This is a genomic window from Streptomyces sp. NPDC053474, assembly GCF_044544845.1.
In the GTDB taxonomy this organism is placed as follows: Bacteria; Actinomycetota; Actinomycetes; order Streptomycetales; family Streptomycetaceae; genus Streptomyces.
In genome coordinates this window covers 180898-196682 of the sequence record NZ_JBITXV010000006.1, presented here as the reverse complement: position 1 = coordinate 196682, position 15785 = coordinate 180898, and the positions used below count along the sequence as shown (strand labels likewise).

At 69.9% G+C, this 15785-nt stretch carries 13 protein-coding genes; all 13 read right to left on the bottom strand.

The window, feature by feature from the left end; translation table 11 throughout:
• Positions 1–3 precede the first annotated feature (3 nt).
• Positions 4–876, bottom strand: coding sequence for a carbon-nitrogen hydrolase family protein (locus ACIG3E_RS16255; protein ID WP_399616166.1), 873 nt, complete (start codon positions 874–876; stop codon positions 4–6).
• On the bottom strand, positions 876–1580 hold the full coding sequence (locus tag ACIG3E_RS16250) for a class I SAM-dependent methyltransferase (RefSeq protein ID WP_399616164.1): 705 nt from the start codon (positions 1578–1580) through the stop codon (positions 876–878). The genes ACIG3E_RS16255 and ACIG3E_RS16250 overlap by 1 nt, the downstream gene beginning before the upstream one ends.
• Positions 1570–2943 carry a coproporphyrinogen-III oxidase family protein gene (locus ACIG3E_RS16245; protein WP_399616162.1) on the bottom strand — a complete coding sequence of 458 codons (1374 nt, stop codon included), beginning with the start codon at positions 2941–2943 and terminating at the stop codon, positions 1570–1572. Before ACIG3E_RS16245 ends, ACIG3E_RS16250 begins: the two co-directional genes overlap by 11 nt.
• Complete coding sequence (locus ACIG3E_RS16240; protein WP_399616160.1) at positions 2940–3917, bottom strand: ABC transporter ATP-binding protein; 978 nt, start codon at positions 3915–3917, stop codon at positions 2940–2942. The genes ACIG3E_RS16245 and ACIG3E_RS16240 overlap by 4 nt, the downstream gene beginning before the upstream one ends.
• Entirely contained in the window at positions 3910–4692 is a 783-nt protein-coding gene (locus ACIG3E_RS16235) for an ABC transporter permease (RefSeq protein WP_399616158.1), read from the bottom strand. The genes ACIG3E_RS16240 and ACIG3E_RS16235 overlap by 8 nt, the downstream gene beginning before the upstream one ends.
• 18 nt (positions 4693–4710) lie before the next feature.
• On the bottom strand, positions 4711–5559 hold the full coding sequence (locus ACIG3E_RS16230; RefSeq protein WP_399616156.1) for a carbon-nitrogen hydrolase family protein: 849 nt from the start codon (positions 5557–5559) through the stop codon (positions 4711–4713).
• Positions 5560–5602: 43 nt separating this feature from the next.
• Positions 5603–6784 carry a tyrosine decarboxylase MfnA gene (mfnA, locus tag ACIG3E_RS16225; protein WP_399616154.1) on the bottom strand — a complete coding sequence of 394 codons (1182 nt, stop codon included), beginning with the start codon at positions 6782–6784 and terminating at the stop codon, positions 5603–5605.
• Between the two features lies 1 nt (position 6785).
• A complete protein-coding gene (locus tag ACIG3E_RS16220) occupies positions 6786–7607 on the bottom strand; it encodes a carbon-nitrogen hydrolase family protein (RefSeq protein WP_399616152.1) in 822 nt (273 codons plus the stop codon).
• Complete coding sequence (locus tag ACIG3E_RS16215; protein ID WP_399616150.1) at positions 7604–8566, bottom strand: carbon-nitrogen hydrolase family protein; 963 nt, start codon at positions 8564–8566, stop codon at positions 7604–7606. The genes ACIG3E_RS16220 and ACIG3E_RS16215 overlap by 4 nt, the downstream gene beginning before the upstream one ends.
• A gap of 70 nt (positions 8567–8636) precedes the next feature.
• Positions 8637–9737: a phenylacetate--CoA ligase family protein gene (locus ACIG3E_RS16210; RefSeq protein ID WP_399616148.1), complete on the bottom strand. Its 1101-nt coding sequence runs from the start codon at positions 9735–9737 to the stop codon at positions 8637–8639.
• 2 nt (positions 9738–9739) lie between these two features.
• The gene (locus ACIG3E_RS16205; RefSeq protein ID WP_399616146.1) at positions 9740–12763 is read right to left on the bottom strand and encodes a flavin reductase; all 3024 of its coding nucleotides are present in this window, start codon (positions 12761–12763) and stop codon (positions 9740–9742) included.
• Positions 12764–12782: 19 nt separating this feature from the next.
• Positions 12783–14291: a 4-hydroxyphenylacetate 3-hydroxylase N-terminal domain-containing protein gene (locus ACIG3E_RS16200; protein WP_399616144.1), complete on the bottom strand. Its 1509-nt coding sequence runs from the start codon at positions 14289–14291 to the stop codon at positions 12783–12785.
• Positions 14292–14302: 11 nt separating this feature from the next.
• Positions 14303–15784, bottom strand: a complete 1482-nt coding sequence (locus tag ACIG3E_RS16195; RefSeq protein ID WP_399616142.1) for a hypothetical protein — start codon at positions 15782–15784, stop codon at positions 14303–14305.
• Between the last annotated feature and the right edge of the window lies 1 nt (position 15785).

Below are 15785 nucleotides of genomic sequence, written 5' to 3'. Positions count from 1 at the left end.
CCATCACTTCCGTTCGCCCACGTGAGGAGCGCCCGCGACCTCAAGGGACCGCCAGTACGTCGCAGGCTGGAGATCCGCGCGCAAGGTGGCCGACTTCCGGTAGCGGCGCATGCGCTCCATGTCGACCTCGACGACGCCCACGCCTTCACCGCTCTCCAGGAAGACCATGCGTTCGTCGCCGTCGACGAAGTCGAACTGCTCCGCCTCCAGGAACAGGGGGTCCGCCACGACCTGGCTGCACCCCATGTAGCCGAAGCCCGCGTACAGGTTCGTACCGATGCCGGACGCGAACGCGATGACGCACTCGGTGTCCACGGCCCGCGCGAGGAGCCGGAGGTTGGCCACGTACCCGAACATCTCGGGGACCAGGGCCGAGCACACCAGCAGGTCGACTCCGCGGCGGTAGTACTCCCGCGCGGCCTCGGGGAAGTTGATGTCGTAGCCCTGGAGGAGGCCGACGCGGCCGAACTCGACGTCGAAGACGGGGTAGTTGGATCCGCTGGACAGGTACCGGCTCTCCAGTTCGTGGCAGTGCACGCGCCGGTAGCGGCCGATGAGGGTCCCGTCCGGGCCGAACAGGACCGAGGTGCTGTAGTACGCGCCGTCGTCGCCGCGCTCCAGGAGACCGGCCACGAGGTGGATGTTCGCCTCCTGGGCGAGCTTGCCCAGGCGGTCGGTCTCCGGGCCCGGGATCGGGACCGCCACGTCCGCGACCTCAAGGATGTTGCCCGACGTCAGAAAGGCCTCGGGCAGGCAGACGAGGGTCGCTCCGCGCCCGACCGCCTCCGCGACGTACCGCTCGGCGCGCCGCATGTTCGCCGTGTGCCGTCCGAGCTTCGACTCCATCTGGACGACTGCGATCGTGACGGCCGACATCACATGCTCACGGGCTCGATGGGGCGCGAGGAGATGACGAGGCCGAGGTCCTCCTCGGCCACGTGCCAGTCCTTCAGACCGGCCTGGTCGAGCAGTTCGACCACTTCCTCGCGGCAGTACGCCGACTGCAGCGACCTCATGAACTCGTCGCCGCCCTCCTTCACGAACTGGAGGATGAAGGTGATGTGCCCCTCCTCCGCGTGCCGGTTGATGTCCTCGATGATCACGAGGCCGTCGGGCTTGCAGATCCGGGCGCACTCCTTCAGCGTCTCGACGGGCCTGCGCCAGCGGTGCAGGGAGGAGAACGAGAACACGATGTCCGCCGAGTCGTCGGGGAACGGCAGACGGCTCAGCTTGGCGAGTTCGAACTCGACGTCGCCCTCGGTGTTCGCCCACACGGCGAGCGTCAGGTTGTCCTCGGCGACGTCGACGAGGTTCTGGTTCTCCTCCACCCCGGACACCGCCAGGTGCGGCAGCTTCCCGGCGACGTGCAGGGACAACAGGCCGGTGTTGAAGCCCACTTCGACGAGGTCGGTCATCCCGTCCCGGACGTTCGCCATGATGCGGTCGGTCGGCCGCTTGTACGCCATCAGCGCGGAGCGGCGCATGCCGAGGTCGTAGGCGCGCACGCCCTCGATGTCGGCGTAGGGGGCCGTCTGCGGCACCCGGGCGTCCAGGTCGAGGAGCCGTGTGTCAGTGCTCATGGCAGGCCTCCTCGGCCGACGGCCTGGTGACGATCTCCAGCGGCAGCGAACGCGACGAGATGAAGGGGGAGATGTCGGCGCCCAGGTGCTGGGGGTAGCGCCGGTACTCCGGCGAGTAGAACGCCTTCGAGATGTTGTCGAGGTAGTACCAGCCCTTGGGTCCTGTGACCTCGATGCCCTTGTCGTCGACGGTGACCAGGCCCTTGTCGACGAGGTCGTCGATCTCGGCGCGGAACATCTCGACGAAGTCGACGCCGTGCAGCCTGCGGAAGGTCTCCCGGTCGACGCGTCCGGCCTTCACCCCGAGGACCATGGAGCGCCGGATCGCCTCGGACTTGGTGATGTGCTTGCCCATGGCGATGGGCAGGCGGCCGTCCCGCACGGTCTCGATGTAGCGGCCGATGTCGGGCTCGTTGAAGTACCAGTAGTCCCGCAGGTGACCGGTCGCGGTCGGGCCGAGCGGGATGATCGGCACGTCCTCGCTCCACGACGTCTCGCCGTACTTCGGCTGGTACCCGGGCTTGGCGAAGCAGTCGCCGTAGTAGCCCAGGAAGCCGTGCCGGGTGAGCTTGTCGGCGGCGAAGAGGAACATGTCGTCGACGACCGCCCGGTCGGGCACGGGCGGGAGCTTGCGCCGCTTGGTGGAGACCTGCGCGAACTCCATGTAGGTGTAGAAGGACACGCAGGTCACACCGAGCTCGATGGCGACGTCGAGGCTGTGCTCCCAGCTCTCCATCGTCTGTCCGTTGATGCCGTGCATCAGGTCGATGTTGATGTTCTCGAAGCCACACTCGCGGAGCAGGCGGATGCTGTTCTTCAGCATCTCCGGGTCGTTCGGCCTGCCCAGGTTCTTCAGCTCCTCCGCCACGAAGGTCTGGACGCCGAGGCTGACGCGTCGTACGCCCCGGTCGAGCAGGACCCGGGCCTTGCGCTCGGTGATGTCGACGGGCGTGGTCTCGATGGAGAAGTCCGCGTCCTCGGCCATGTGCAGGCTGCCGAAGAGATGTCCGAGCAGGTCGTCGAGCTGGGGTGCGGTGAGCGCGGTCGGGGTCCCCCCGCCGATGTAGCCCAGGGTGATCTCGTGGTCCTGGACGTAGGGGCGTTCGGCGTAGTTGGTGATCTCCGCCTTCAGGGCGTCCAGGTAGGTGCGGGTCAGGTCGCGGTCGGTCTGGTGCTTGATGTAGGGGCAGCTGAAGCACAGGCGGTTGCAGAACGGGATGTGGACGTACGCGCCCATGGGCTTGCGGGCGAAGACCTCTTCCTCGGCGACCGGCACGTGCTTCGTCGGGTACTGCCGCACCCACTCGTTGTCGCGCTCGGGATACTCTTTCCAGAACGGCATGCTGGTCGTGGTGATGCTCATACCAGTTGCTCCAATTCGGCTTGCTCGACGATGGCTCGGACGACGTCCGCCAGAGTGGGCTCGAAGTAGGAAACGGAGCGGAGCGCGATGCCCTCGGCGTGCGCCCTGGCCACCACCTCCGCCAGTGAGTTCCGGTGGTCGCCCGCGCCCAGTGCGACCCTCACGCCGTTCTCGACGTCGTGGGCGGAGCGGATCAGACCGCTCGGCATCACCTGGCGCGCCGCCCAGGACCGCAGCTGCGCGCACTGCGGGTCGGAGAACGCCTCAAGGACCAGGCTCGACCGCTCGCCCGACCTGGTGACGGCCGCCAGCGAGGCGTCCTTGAGCTGACGCCCCTCGTGCAGCACCACCACGGAGTCGGCGAGCGCGAGGAGTTCGTCCCGGTGATGGCTGGCGAAGACGATGCCGACGCCGTCCCGCTTCAGGCTCCGCAGCAGTTCGAGGAGGGTCTCGCGCGCTGTCGGGTCGAGCCCTGTCGTCGGCTCGTCGAGGATGAGGAGGTCGGGGCGGTGCGCGACCGCGCAGATGACGTGCAGCTTGCGCTGGCTTCCCCCGGAGAGGGTGCGGACGTATTGGTCGTGGTGGCGTTCGAGGTCGGCCAGGGCGATGAGTTCCTCGTAGCGGCCCGCGTCGGCCCGCCGGAGCTTGAGTTGGTGCTTGACGTACGTCTCGACCGAGACGCCGTCGGGCAGTTCCTTCGTCTGCTGGACGTAGCCGATGTGGCGGCTGACCTGGCCCCAGCGGCGCGGCGGCGTTCCGCAGATCTCCACCGTGCCGTCGCCCGGGCGCAGCAGGCCCGCGATGAGCCGGATCAGCGTGGTTTTCCCGGAACCGTTCGTGCCGATGACGGCGACGCCTTCACCGGCGGTCACGGAGAATTCTATGTGGCGGAGCGCGAAGTTCGGACTCACCCGGTATTCGAGCTTCGCTACTGAAAGCACGGGCGGCGCGGCGCCCCTTGCCGTATCAGCCATGGCCGATCCTCCAGCGGAATGCGAACGAGGCGATACCGACCGCCAGCAGAGCATAGGCGACGGCGAGAAGCAGCGACAAGGCCGATACCGAAGGCCCTTCCCCGGTGGCCGCCCGGAAGATCTCGACGTGCACCGCGAGCGGCAGTCTTTCGAAGACGGACCCCAGAGTTCCGAGGTTCCGCAGGGGAAAGAAGATGCCCGCGAAATACATGAGGGGGATCACGATGATGTTCACGACCCCCGGAAACGAGATCTCGTTCGTGTACGTCGCGACCAGGATTCCGAGTCCCGCGAAGGCCATACAGGTCGCCAGGAAGCCGAGCACGAAGAGCGGCATCGACTCGATCCGGGCGTCGAAGACCCAGACTCCGAGAATGAGGACGAGGACGAACTGGAAGAGGCACTTCAACACGACGCCGATGAGCCTGGCGAGCAGGAATCCCGAGTACGAAAGGGGGGACAGGATGAGATCCTCGATCGTTCTTCGATTCCGATCGATGATCATCGTGTAGCCGACGGTGTAGGTGCAGCTGAACATGATGCCCGAGGCGACGATGCCCGGGAAGACGAATCCGAAGTAGTTGGTGGCCGAGTCCGAGGGGCTCACCATCTGGTCGGTCGCCGCGCCGAACGCGAGCACCATCGACACGGACGTCAGGAGGGTCGACACCGCGAACAGGCGGTTGTCCAGGAACTGCCGGAGGTCCATGGCGACGAGCCCGCTCACGTCCGCGAGCCAGCCGGAGCGCTCCGACCGGGCGTGGTCCGGTCGCATACGGCCTGTCCTCATCGCTCACGCCCCCCGGTGGGCGGTGGCCCAGGTCGAGCGGGCGTCGTCGTGGAAGGGCAGCCCCGCGCGCAGCTTGCGCCGCTGCCGCAGATGCACGGCCGCGTCGATCACGGTGTCGCGCGTGCCCGCGCCCGCCTCGGCGAGGACATCCGCCTCCGGGTCCTCGCGGGCGTCCTGCACGAGTCCGTCGACGATCAGGCTGCGGCCGAGGTAGGGCATCATCGCGAACCGGTTCTCCCCGACGGCGCTGGCCAGGACGAGTGCGCATTCGTTGTCCGCGGCCCGGGCGCGGCAGATCGACCGCACCGGGTGCGAGTAGGGCGCGAACAGGTTCGCTACGCAGACGACGACGTCGGCGCCCTGGAGCAGGTACTGCCTGCTGGCCTCCGGGAAGCGGATGTCGTAGCCGACGAGGAGCCCGATCCGCCCGACGGGCGTGTCGATGGCGGTGCCCGGCACCCCGGTGGACACGTACTCCGCCTCCCCCGCCCAGACGCACGCGCGGTGGTACCAGCCGAGCGCGTCGCCACCGGGCCCCACGAGCACGGCCGCGTCGTAGATGTCACGGCCCTCGGCCACGAGGACGCCCGCGGCGATGTGGATTCCGAGACCGCGGGCCTGGTCCGCGAGGAATTCCACCACGGGGCCGTCGCTCGCGGTCGCGTCCGCGCGCAAGGTGGGGAAATTGACCCCGGTCGCGAACGCGCCCGGCAGGCAGACCAGATCCGCCTTCCGCTCGGCCGCGACCGAGAGCATCTTGGCCGCCCGCGCCTGGTTCTCCTCCCGCATTCCGGGCTCGATCCACATCTGGATCGCGGCGATGCGCGTGGCGGGGCCGCGGAAAAGACTCATCGCGCGGCTCCCGTCCGCTCGGCTGCCGCCTGGCTCGCTGACATCACTCCGCCGCCACCTCGGCCTCTATTTCCTTGCGGGCCCGGTCGAGCACCGGAATGAATTCGTCGACCATGTCCCGTGTGACGTGCCGGGCGACGACGAGGCGCAGGGTCTCGACGAACCGCTTGGACGTCGAGACGATCCAGCCCCACGATTCGAGCCGTTCCGAAATCTTCGCGGCGTTCGGCATTCTGACGACGACGATGTTCAGCTCCGGCTCGATGAACAAGGTGCAACCGGCCGCGCGCAGCCCGGCCACGAGATGAGCGGTCACCTCGTAGTTGGTGCGCGTGATCGAGAGGAATCCCGCATGTCCCAGGTGTTCGAGGACGGCGTAGGTCGCGACGGCGGCGCCCCCGGGGCGCGTGCCGAGGAATGTGTGGTGGGTCGGTGTGTCGATGAAGAACGAGTCGAAGGCGAAGGTTCCGGCGTCCTCGGCGCCCCGGAAGAGAATCGCGCCGGCGGGGACGCTGACGAGTCCGTATTTGTGCGGGTCGATGGTGATCGAGTCGACGCCGTCGACCGAGAAGTCGAACTGCGGCAGGTCGTGGCCGAGTTCGCGGGCGAAGGGGATGATGAAGCCGCCCGTGGCCGCGTCGACGTGCAGATGGACCTCGTGCGCGGACACGGCGTGGGCGATCGCGTCGACCGCGTCGACCACGCCGAACTCACTGCTGCCCGCGGTGGCGACGACCGCGATGGTGTGCTCGTTGATCCGCCGGGCCACGTCGTCGGCGGGCAGGCGCAGCGCCGCGTCGACGGGGACGACGACCGGGGTCAGGCCCAGGAGCCCGAAGACCTTGGTGAACGAGAAGTGCACGGTGCTGCTGACGACGACCTCGGGCCGGTGCGTGAGCCGCCCGCGGGCGCGCGCCGACTCGCGGGCCACCAGCATCGCGATGAGGTTGGCCTCGGTCCCGCCGGACACCAGGTTCCCGGAGCCTTCGGGGTTGCCGAGCAGGGCCAGGAGCAGCTGGACGGCCTTGCGTTCGATCCGCTTGGACCCGCGGAAGATGCGGACGTCGCCCAGGTTGGTGTGCGCCGCGGCCGCGGCCATCTCCACGCCCAGGGGGTGCGGTTCGGTGCAGATGGAGTTGAGCACGCGGTTCCACGGAACGTCGTCGTCCATCTCGGCCGCGATCCGGCGCCGGACGACGGACGCGGGGATGCCCTCGCTTCGCATCTCAACTCACCCGCGCCCGGCTCGGGTGCCCGGCCGTGTCGTGACCGTCCACGAGCGCCGCGTACAGCTCGGGTCGGCGTGCCCACAGGCCGAACCACAGCGTCTGTTGGAAGCGGAGGTCGGGCTCCCTGAGGTACCGGACGCGTTCGAGGTCCCAGGGCGCTTCGAGGACGGTCTCGTGCGTGGCTCCCTCGGCGGCGAACCCCTCGGGCATCGCCACGGCGCTGCCGCCGCCGGAGCGGTCGCTGAGACCGCTCGCGAAGGCCACCGCGACGGTGTTGAGGGTCGCGATGCCCCAGACGGCGGCCCGCTGCGCGGCCTGCTCCCTGCCGTCGAGCGAGCCCGCGACGAGGAGCAGTTCCGCGCCGCCGAGGCACTCGATGCGCGGCGGCTCGACCAGCCAGAAGTCGGGGCCGAGCAACACGCCGACGTGGCCGAACTCGGTCTCGACGACGGGGAAGTCGTCCCCGGTGCCCGTCGTCCCGTCGGGCATGAGCGGCCGCTCCACCTGCGCGCGGACCGCACCGCTCGGGTCGAGCAGGCGGGTCACCTGCACCGGGTCGCCGCCGGAGCGCTCCTCGGCCCACGAACCGGTGAGGACGTAGGTGCCGCGCCTGCGCGCCAGCCTCGTCAGGCGCTCCAGACACCGCTCCCGCAGGTCGAGCGGCAGGACCAGGGAGCCGTCGCTCCCGGCGAACGCGTTCTCCGGCAGGACGACGAACTTGGCCTCGGCGCTCACCCAGCTGTCGAGGTCGTCCAGGACGACCTCGGCCGTCGCCTCGGCGCTCGGACGCCGCGCGTGCTGCGCTACGAAGATGGTCACGAACCCGTCCCCTCACTGGCTGGGGTCGACCCGACCGGGCGACCTCGGTCCGCTGTGCCGCCGTGCGCCTCGGCCATGCTCGACCGCAGTTCGGCGGCGAGGTCGCGGCGCGCTCCGACGTAGCCGTTCAGGAGCGCCCCGTACGCGCCGGGCCTGCGCAGCTCCTGCCAGCGCCGGCCGTCGCCGCCCGCGGGCCCGTCACCGTCGGCCGGGGACGGGAGGTCGACGACCAGGACCTCCGGCTCGTCGCTGCCCGCCCGGGCGACGATGCCGCCCGGCGTGGTGACCAGGCTCGTACCGGCGAAGTGGATCTCGACGAGGCGGTCGCCGCGCACGCCCCTGACGACGCCGACCGAGCTGGCGTAGACGATGGTGACGTCGTTGAGGTACGCCGCGGTGCGCAGCGCGTTCACCATCAGCGCCTGGTTCTGGCGGAGCGTCCCGCCCGGCACGAAGATCGTGCGCGCTCCGGCGAGGGCGAGCAGCCGGATGACTTCCGGGATCCAGAAGTCGGAGCACACGGCCACGCCGATCAGGCCGAACTCGGTCCGCATGACGCCGAGCGACTCGGCCTGGCGGCACACGACCATCTCGTTGCCGAAGGCGTGCGCCTTGACGGCGCGGTCGGTGATGGCTCCCTGGCGGCCGATGACGAGCGAGGTGTTCCGGTACATCCCGTCCTGGAGGTCCTCCACGATCGAGCCCAGGAGGATGTTCGTGTCGACCTTGCGGGCCAGGGACTGGAAGCCGTCGACGACGGGCCCGGGGATGGGTGTGTCGGTGCGCCCCCGCAGACCGTCCTGGCCCGGCATGTACCACGGCGGGCCGAGCAGGAACTCGGGGAAGCAGACCATGTCGATGTCGCCGCCGCGGCAGACTTCCTCGATCGCCTTGTACGCGCTCTGCAGGCCTTCGTGGTGATCGTCGGCCCAGCGGGTCTGTACTACCGCTACCCTCATACGTCTCGTCTCCTCGAGATGCCACCGGTGGTTCGACCTCGGCGAGGGCTTCGCCGCGGCCGGGAGAAGGTCAGGACACGGCGGTGTTCCAGTCGTGCACGGCGACGATCCTGACCTCGACGTCGACGTCCAGCTCCGCGCGGATCCGCTTCTCCAGCGACCGTTGCGCCGCTCCGTCGCGGGCCGTCACGCCGTCCGTGACCGCGCACGTCACGTCGAATCCGCCCTCCCGGACGGCGCAGGCGAAGTGCGGCGCCAGGTCGGCGCGGTCGAAGACGACGCGCTCCACGTCGACCGCGCAGACCGGTCCGGAGCGGGTGGCGACCGCCTCGCTCACGCGGCCGAGCGGGGTCAGGACGGTGCTCTTCGCACCGCAGGCGCACCTGCCGTCCGCGGGCCCCAGCTCGACGAGCTCCCCGGTCGCACGGCTCCCGCCGCCCGGCGGGCCGGTGTCCGCGGGGGCGAGCAGCAGCTCGCCCCGGGCCCCGTCCGGGGCCGTCCGGCCGCTCCGCACGTCCCGGACGGACGCCCGCAGCCGGTGGTCGCACACGTGCAGCGCACCGTACGCGCACGGAACGGCCACGGTGGGCGTCGACGCGGTCCCATACAGCGTGCGGGCCCGCGCCCCCCACGCGGCGCCGATCCGGTCCAGGCGCTCGCGCGAGCAGGCCTCCCCCACGCAGATCACGGACCGGACGCTCGCGTGGTCGGGCGGCTGCTGCGACGCGCGCGCGAGGACGGCCAGTTCGGTGGCCAGGCTCGGCGAGCAGACCAGGGCCGTCGCCTCGTACTCCTTGATCAGCGCGAGCAGCCGGGGCATCGGGCAGATGGTGTTGCTGGTGCCCACGGAGATCACGGACGCGCCGATCAGCTCGATGGCGCGGTCGACTCCGGCACCGGTGAAGGACAGTTCGTACGGGGCCGCCACCACGACGACGTCGTCCGCCGTCAGGAGCTGGTCGAAGGACCGGGCCAGGTCGATCTGGTCGAGGATCCACTCGTCCCGCGTGATGAGGACGGGGTGCGAGCGGCCCGCGCCGTCGAGCCGCTCGCCGTAGCGCGCGCGGGCCGGTGCGCGGCCGTCGCGCGGCGGGGGCGGCCCGGCGGGTCCCGGCCCCGGTGTCAGGAGCTCCAGGAAGCGCTCGTAGAGCCTCGCTGCGGGCTCGGACATCGTCACCTCACCCCCGCCTCGTCGTCGTAGCGGCGCCATCCGTAGGCGTCCAGGGCGCTGTCGGGCGGGCCCGTGCGCAGCAGCGGACGCTGGTCCTGTTCGGGGTTTACGTCGACGCTCACGGCCTTCGCCAGGACGAATTCGTGATCGCCGAGCTGGTACGCCGACTCCAGGCGGCAGTCGATGGTCCCGAAGGCACCGGAGAGCCGGGGGCAGCCGTTGGCCGACGGGGTCCAGGACAGGTCCTCGAAGCGGCTGTCCGGCCTGCCCCGCGAGAGCGCGGCGGCCACGTCCGTCTGCTGTTCGTCGAGGACGTTGACGCAGAACCGGCCCTCGCCCGCGATGGCCGACCAGCTCGTGCTGCGCGAGCGCACCAGGAAGCCGATCAGCGCGAGTTCCTCGGAGACGACAGTGAGCGAGCCGATCACGAGCCCGTAGGGCGTCGCCCCGTTCTGCTCGGCGTGCCGCTTGGTCCCGGCGACCACCGTGATGGCCAGCGGCAGCAGCTCCGCGAGGCCCCGCAGATCGGGCGCCCCGCCCGGCCGCGCGTGGTCCACCGCCCCGGAGGCGTCGGTCTCCTCCGGCTGTGGGACCGACAGACCGACACCGTCCCGGAGCTCGCGTACGTACTGTCCCGTGCTGCTCTGGGGGTTGTCGGCGAGGTCCTCGGGGGTGCCGCAGTGGATGACGCGGCCGCCGTCGCCGCCCGCGCCGGGGCCGAGGTCGACCACCCAGTCCGCGATCGAGATGACCTTCGTGTGGTGCTCGATGACGATGATGGTGTTGCCCGCGGACAGCAGCCGCTCGAACAGCGTCAGGAGATGGCGGATGTCGGCGGCGTGGAGGCCGCGCGTCGGCTCGTCGAAGATGAACAGCGTGCGGCTGCGGCGCTGTTTGAGGAGTTCGCTCGCGAGGTTGAGCCGCTGTGCCTCCCCGCCGGAGAGGGTGGTCGTCGCGCACCCCAGTTGCAGATATCCCAGGCCGAACTCGTTCAGGACCGTGAGGGCCTGGACGACCTTCGGATGGCTGTCCGGCTCGAACCAGTCGAGGGCGTCCTCGACGGTCATCGACAGGACGTCGTGGATGTTGCTGCCGCGCAGGCGCACGTCGAGCACGTGGTCCTGGAACTTGCGTCCCTCGCACTCCGGGCACACGACGAACTCGCTCTTGAAGAGCGTCATCTCGATCTCGGAGAGGCCGAGGCCCTTGCACGCCTCGCAGCGGCCGCCGGGCACGTTCGGGCTGAACTGCGCCCGGTTGAGGCCGCGTTCGGCCGCGTCGGCGCAGGCCGCGAAGGCGTCCCTGATGTGGTCGCTGACGCCGATGTAGGTGACGAGCGTGCTGCGGCTCGACCGGCCGATGGCGCGCTGCTCGACGTGGATGACCTCGTCCAGGGCGGCCGCGCCCGCGACGTCGGCGCTGTCGTCCGCCAGGCCCGCCACGCGCCGGGAGATGGCCCGCGACACGGCGTCGTGGACGCCCGCCACCAGCGAGCTCTTGCCCGCCCCCGACACACCGGAGACGCAGGTGAGCCCGCCGATCGGGAACCTCGCGGCCTGGCGTACGACGTTGTTGCGCGTGATGTCGCGCACCGCGAGCCACTCCCCTCGGCTCAGGTCGGCCTTGGTGCGGGACGGCGCACAGGACAGCAGGGCGGCCGCCGTCGGCGACCGGACGGCGTGCAGGAGGTCCGCGAAGCGGCCCTCGAAGACGACCTCGCCGCCGCGCGATCCCGCGCCCGGGCCCAGCTCGACGATCCAGTCGGCGGCCCTGATCACGGTCTCGTCGTGCTCGATGACGATGACGGTGTTCCCGAGGTCCCTGAGCCGGCGCAGCGAGGTGAGGAGCTTGCCGGTGTCGCTCTCGTGGAGTCCCGCGGTGGGCTCGTCCAGGACGTACATGACCCCGGTCAGATCGCTCGCGAGGTGCTGGGCGAGGAGCAGCCGCTGGAGCTCGCCGCCGGACAGCGTCGCCACGGGCCGTTGCAGGTGCAGATGGCCAAGCCCGACCTCCACGATGTTTGCACTCTGCTTGACGATGGCCGTCGCGAGCTCTCGGACCTGCGGCGGCAGTCCGCTCGACGACAGGCTCTCCCGCAGCCGGGCGACCGACTGCGACAGCTCGTCGCTCTGGAAGTCGTGGAAGGTGTGCCCGGCGACCGTCGCCTTCAGCGACTCGGGCCTGAGCCGTCCGCCCGCGCACGCGGAACACGGCTCCTTTCCCAGGTAGTTCGTGAACGCGTTGCGCCGCGACGCGGACGACGTGTTCTTGTACGAGCGCTGGAGGAATCCCAGGATGCCCTCGAAGCGGAAGTCGTTGGTGACCTTGCGGACCTTGATCGTGTACACCGTGTCCGAGCCGTGGAGCACCCGCTCGCGTTGTTCCGGACTCAACGATTCAAAGGGCGTGTCGAGGTCGATGCCCGTGTCCGCGGCCATCGCCTCGAAGACCTTGCGCACATTGGGAATCGCGAACGTGCCCGGATCGGCGTTGTCCCAGATTTCCCTCAGCGTCTTCGACGGGTCGGGAATGATTTTCTCCAGCGAGAAATCGACGATCTCACCGACGCCGTCGCAGTGCAGGCACTTGCCCTCCTTCCGGTTCGGACTGAAGTGCCGGGCCGTGTGCGGTTCGGCGAAGCAGCCGCAGTCGTCGCAGAACAGATCCGGCTTCGTCGGCCCCAGGCAGGCGGGGCAGACGGGCCGGGAGCCCGCGCCGAACAGCAGGCGGTAGAGCCCGTCGAGGCCGGTGAGCGTGCCGACGGTCGAGCGTGGATTCGACAGGCCGCCGTCGCGCTGACGCAGCGCCACGGGCGGCTGTGTGCCCGCGATGCGGTCGAATTGGTAGTCGCCGTCCCCCATGTCGAGGGACTTGCTCGACAGGGCACCCAAGTACAGCGACTTCGAATGCTCGAACAGGGTGTCGATGACGAGGGACGACTTGCCCGAACCCGAGACCCCGACGGCGACGACCAGCTTTCCCTTGGGAAACGAGACGTCGACGGACTTCAAATTGTGGGTGGCCACTCCCTCGAGAACAATGCGGTCACGACTCATGGCTGCCGTTCCGTCCTGCGAGCAGCTCGCGGGCCTGGCTCTCGCACCGTTCCAGGTCCGGATACGTGGCGTACAGCATCGAGCGGACCCGGGCCGGGTCCCCGCGGTTCCAGGACTCGTAGAGCTCCTGGCGCATCCCGAAGCGGTCGACGACGAGGTCCGCGGCGAGGCCGAAGATCCGGGCCTTCTCGTCCACGCCGACGTCCCGCCCGCACATATAGGTGTCCAGGACCTCGCGCAGCTCGGCCGCGCCCAGGTCGCCGTGCGTGGGCTGCATGATCAGGCCCGAGGCGCCGATCTGCCGGATGATCGCCGACGCCCGGGCCGAGAAGCCCCCGGCGACGGCGTCGAGCGCGGCCGTGGAGCCCGGGGCGAGCAGTCCGGAGGCGGTCGGCGCGCACTCGGTGTCCACCGCGGCGAGCCCGAGGCGCACGACCTCGACGTACGAGGTCAACTCGCCGAGCAGGGCGGCGACTTCGCGGAACTTGTCGACGCCGATCGACTGGGCGAGGAGCGACGCCACGCCGAGCATGGTCCGCAGCCGGTAGTAGAAGCGGAGCTGGCCGGTGTACAGCGACCACTTGTTGAGCTCGCGGAATCCCCGGGCGGCCACGCCGGAGTCGTCGAGCAGGAACACCCGCGACATCGGCACGAACACGTCGTCGAACACGAGCATGGCGTCCTGCTCGTCGAACCGTGAGGCCAGGCCGCCGGACTCGTCGACGTACGACTTCCGGCACAGGACGCGCAGGCCCGGGGTGCCGATGGGAACGCCGAACCAGCAGACGTAACTCGGGTCCTCGCGGAGGTAGTTCGCCGGGGAGAGGTAGATGAGCACCTCATGGGCGTAGGGGGCCAGGGTCGCGATCTGCTTGGCGCCCCGTACGACGATGCCGTCCGCGCCACGGCGCACCACGCGCAGCCCGAGTTCGGGGCGTTCGACGGGGCTCGACGACCGGTCGATCTGGGGGTCGCCCAGGCCGTGCGTGAGGGAGAGGTCGTTCTCGCGGCAGTAGTGGTAGTAGTTCTCCGCGTTGCGGCCGAACTCCGGATCCACCTTCGCCAGCTCGAAGCGGTAGTCGTAGAGGCCCACGACGACGTTCGCCATGAAGTCGGGCACCCGGGAGATCTGGCCGCCCGAACTCTGCGCCCAGCGGCGGGAGTTGCGCCACTTCAGGCTGAGCTCCTCCCTGCTGGACGGCGCGAGGTAGGAGCGGCTGACGAGCCTGCCCGTGGTGGCGGAGCGGTAGAGCATCTCGTCCGCGCGGTCCGGTGCGTGCTGGTCGTCGTAGAGCCCGGCCAGGGTGGTCAGCATCGGCTGGAACCTCGGTTCGGCGGTCACGTCGATCCGGCGTCCGTCGGACCAGACCTCGCGCTTGTCGCGGAGGCTGGCCGTGTACTCCTGGCCGTGCCACGCGCCTCCGGGGGAGCCCGGCAGGATCTCGATGTCGTTGCTCGGCCCCGCGGTGTCGGAGGCCCTCGGTTCTGCTGTCGTCACCGTCAGCACTCCTAGGGGTTTCGCTCGGCCGCACCCGAGCGGAACGGCTGGTAGCTCTGCTCCTGCACCTGCGGGAAGTACTCGCGCGTCGCCTCGCCCACCACGCGCATCAGCTCGGAGTCCACCGACGCCGGGTCCGCGATGAGCTTGGCGAGCGGCGAGTCCGGCGCGGAGTTCGCGAGGCTCACGCGCCGGGCCCGGTGCACCGCGGCGAGCGCGCTCTGGCAGTTGGCCGCCTCGCGCATCTTGTAGACCGCCTGGGGCCCGTCGGGGATGCCGATCATCGACTTCGTCCCGCCGCTGCCCAGGCAGTTCCGGGGCATGTGCAGATGCTCGTGCCGCCACTCCTGGTGGGCGAAGTGGAGCTGGAAGGCCTGGTCGACCACGCTGTGCCGCAGCCATGCCGCCGCGTCCTGGTGGCGGCGCTCGTCGATGTGCCGCACGGCGTCGTCGAGGGACGGCTCCCCCAGCGAGCCCAACCACGCCTCCATGTCGTTCCACAGGTGTTTGAACAGGTCCTTGAACATGTGCTGTTTGATCGCCAGCGAGTGCGTACCGCTCGCCGGGCCGAGGTTCGTACGGAACGCGTGGTACTCGCCGGTCGCCAGGTGTTCGGCCATGACCCGCTGCGCCTCGACGATCGGCTCCAGCATCGTGCGGCAGGCCGCGAGGTGCTGTGCCGCCTCGCTCAGGGACGACGAGCGGAGGTGCCGGATGGCGACTTCGAGGTGGTCATTGGCCTCGGCGCACAGGATCTCCGGGATCTGGTGCAGGGCGACGAACTCGCCGTGCATCGTCGACGCGTTCAGCTCGGTGGCGGCGACCGCCCGGGCGAGGATCTCGGTGGAGAGGAGTTCGTCCACGCTGCGGTGGGTCTCCACGGGGATCCCGGTGAGGTCGCCCTCCCACTTCGTCGCGTCGTGACAGCCGATCCTGATGCCGTGCAGCACGCGGTACAGCGCGTCGTCGATGCTCTTCGACGCGATCGTCGCGCGGGCCACCTCCGGCGCGCCGAGCAGCAGCGACTCCTTCACGGTCTCTTCGAGGCCGCGCAGGGCGTCGGCGTACGCCGCGTATCCGGCGGAGTCGGCGATGCTGATGCTCGTGGGTCCGGCGGTGCTGCTGGCTCCGAAGATGCTGCGGAAGTCGAACATCACCGAGCCGAGCTTGCGCAGCAGCCGATGGAATCCGTTGCTCCACTGGATGGAGCGGGACGCGCCCGCGATGTCCTCCGCCTCGACGCACGCCTGCGTCCGGGCCGCCATCCGCACCAGGTTGAGCAGACACACTTCCGCGGCCTGGAAGACGGCGCACACCAACGAGTCGTAGGACGCCGGGGGCACCCCCCGCGACTCCCGCGCCAGGGCGAGGAGGTCGATGCGGTGCAGTTGGTCGTAGCTCTCGGCCACCGGCCCGAGTTCGGTCGTCCGCCGCCCGTCGGCGGCGCGTTCAGCACCCGCTTCGGCTCGCCCCGGATGTTCTAGGCTTGACATT

What these genes read in the sequence shown, in the direction of transcription:
- mfnA (WP_399616154.1), bottom strand. Translation starts at nt 6,784, where the DNA reads ATGCGAAGCGAGGGCATCCCCGCGTCCGTCGTCCGGCGCCGGATCGCG.
- ACIG3E_RS16250 (WP_399616164.1), bottom strand. Translation starts at nt 1,580, where the DNA reads ATGAGCACTGACACACGGCTCCTCGACCTGGACGCCCGGGTGCCGCAG.
- ACIG3E_RS16210 (WP_399616148.1), bottom strand. Translation starts at nt 9,737, where the DNA reads ATGTCCGAGCCCGCAGCGAGGCTCTACGAGCGCTTCCTGGAGCTCCTG.
- ACIG3E_RS16230 (WP_399616156.1), bottom strand. Translation starts at nt 5,559, where the DNA reads ATGAGTCTTTTCCGCGGCCCCGCCACGCGCATCGCCGCGATCCAGATG.
- ACIG3E_RS16195 (WP_399616142.1), bottom strand. Translation starts at nt 15,784, where the DNA reads ATGTCAAGCCTAGAACATCCGGGGCGAGCCGAAGCGGGTGCTGAACGC.
- ACIG3E_RS16215 (WP_399616150.1), bottom strand. Translation starts at nt 8,566, where the DNA reads ATGAGGGTAGCGGTAGTACAGACCCGCTGGGCCGACGATCACCACGAA.
- ACIG3E_RS16235 (WP_399616158.1), bottom strand. Translation starts at nt 4,692, where the DNA reads ATGCGACCGGACCACGCCCGGTCGGAGCGCTCCGGCTGGCTCGCGGAC.
- ACIG3E_RS16255 (WP_399616166.1), bottom strand. Translation starts at nt 876, where the DNA reads ATGTCGGCCGTCACGATCGCAGTCGTCCAGATGGAGTCGAAGCTCGGA.
- ACIG3E_RS16240 (WP_399616160.1), bottom strand. Translation starts at nt 3,917, where the DNA reads ATGGCTGATACGGCAAGGGGCGCCGCGCCGCCCGTGCTTTCAGTAGCG.
- ACIG3E_RS16245 (WP_399616162.1), bottom strand. Translation starts at nt 2,943, where the DNA reads ATGAGCATCACCACGACCAGCATGCCGTTCTGGAAAGAGTATCCCGAG.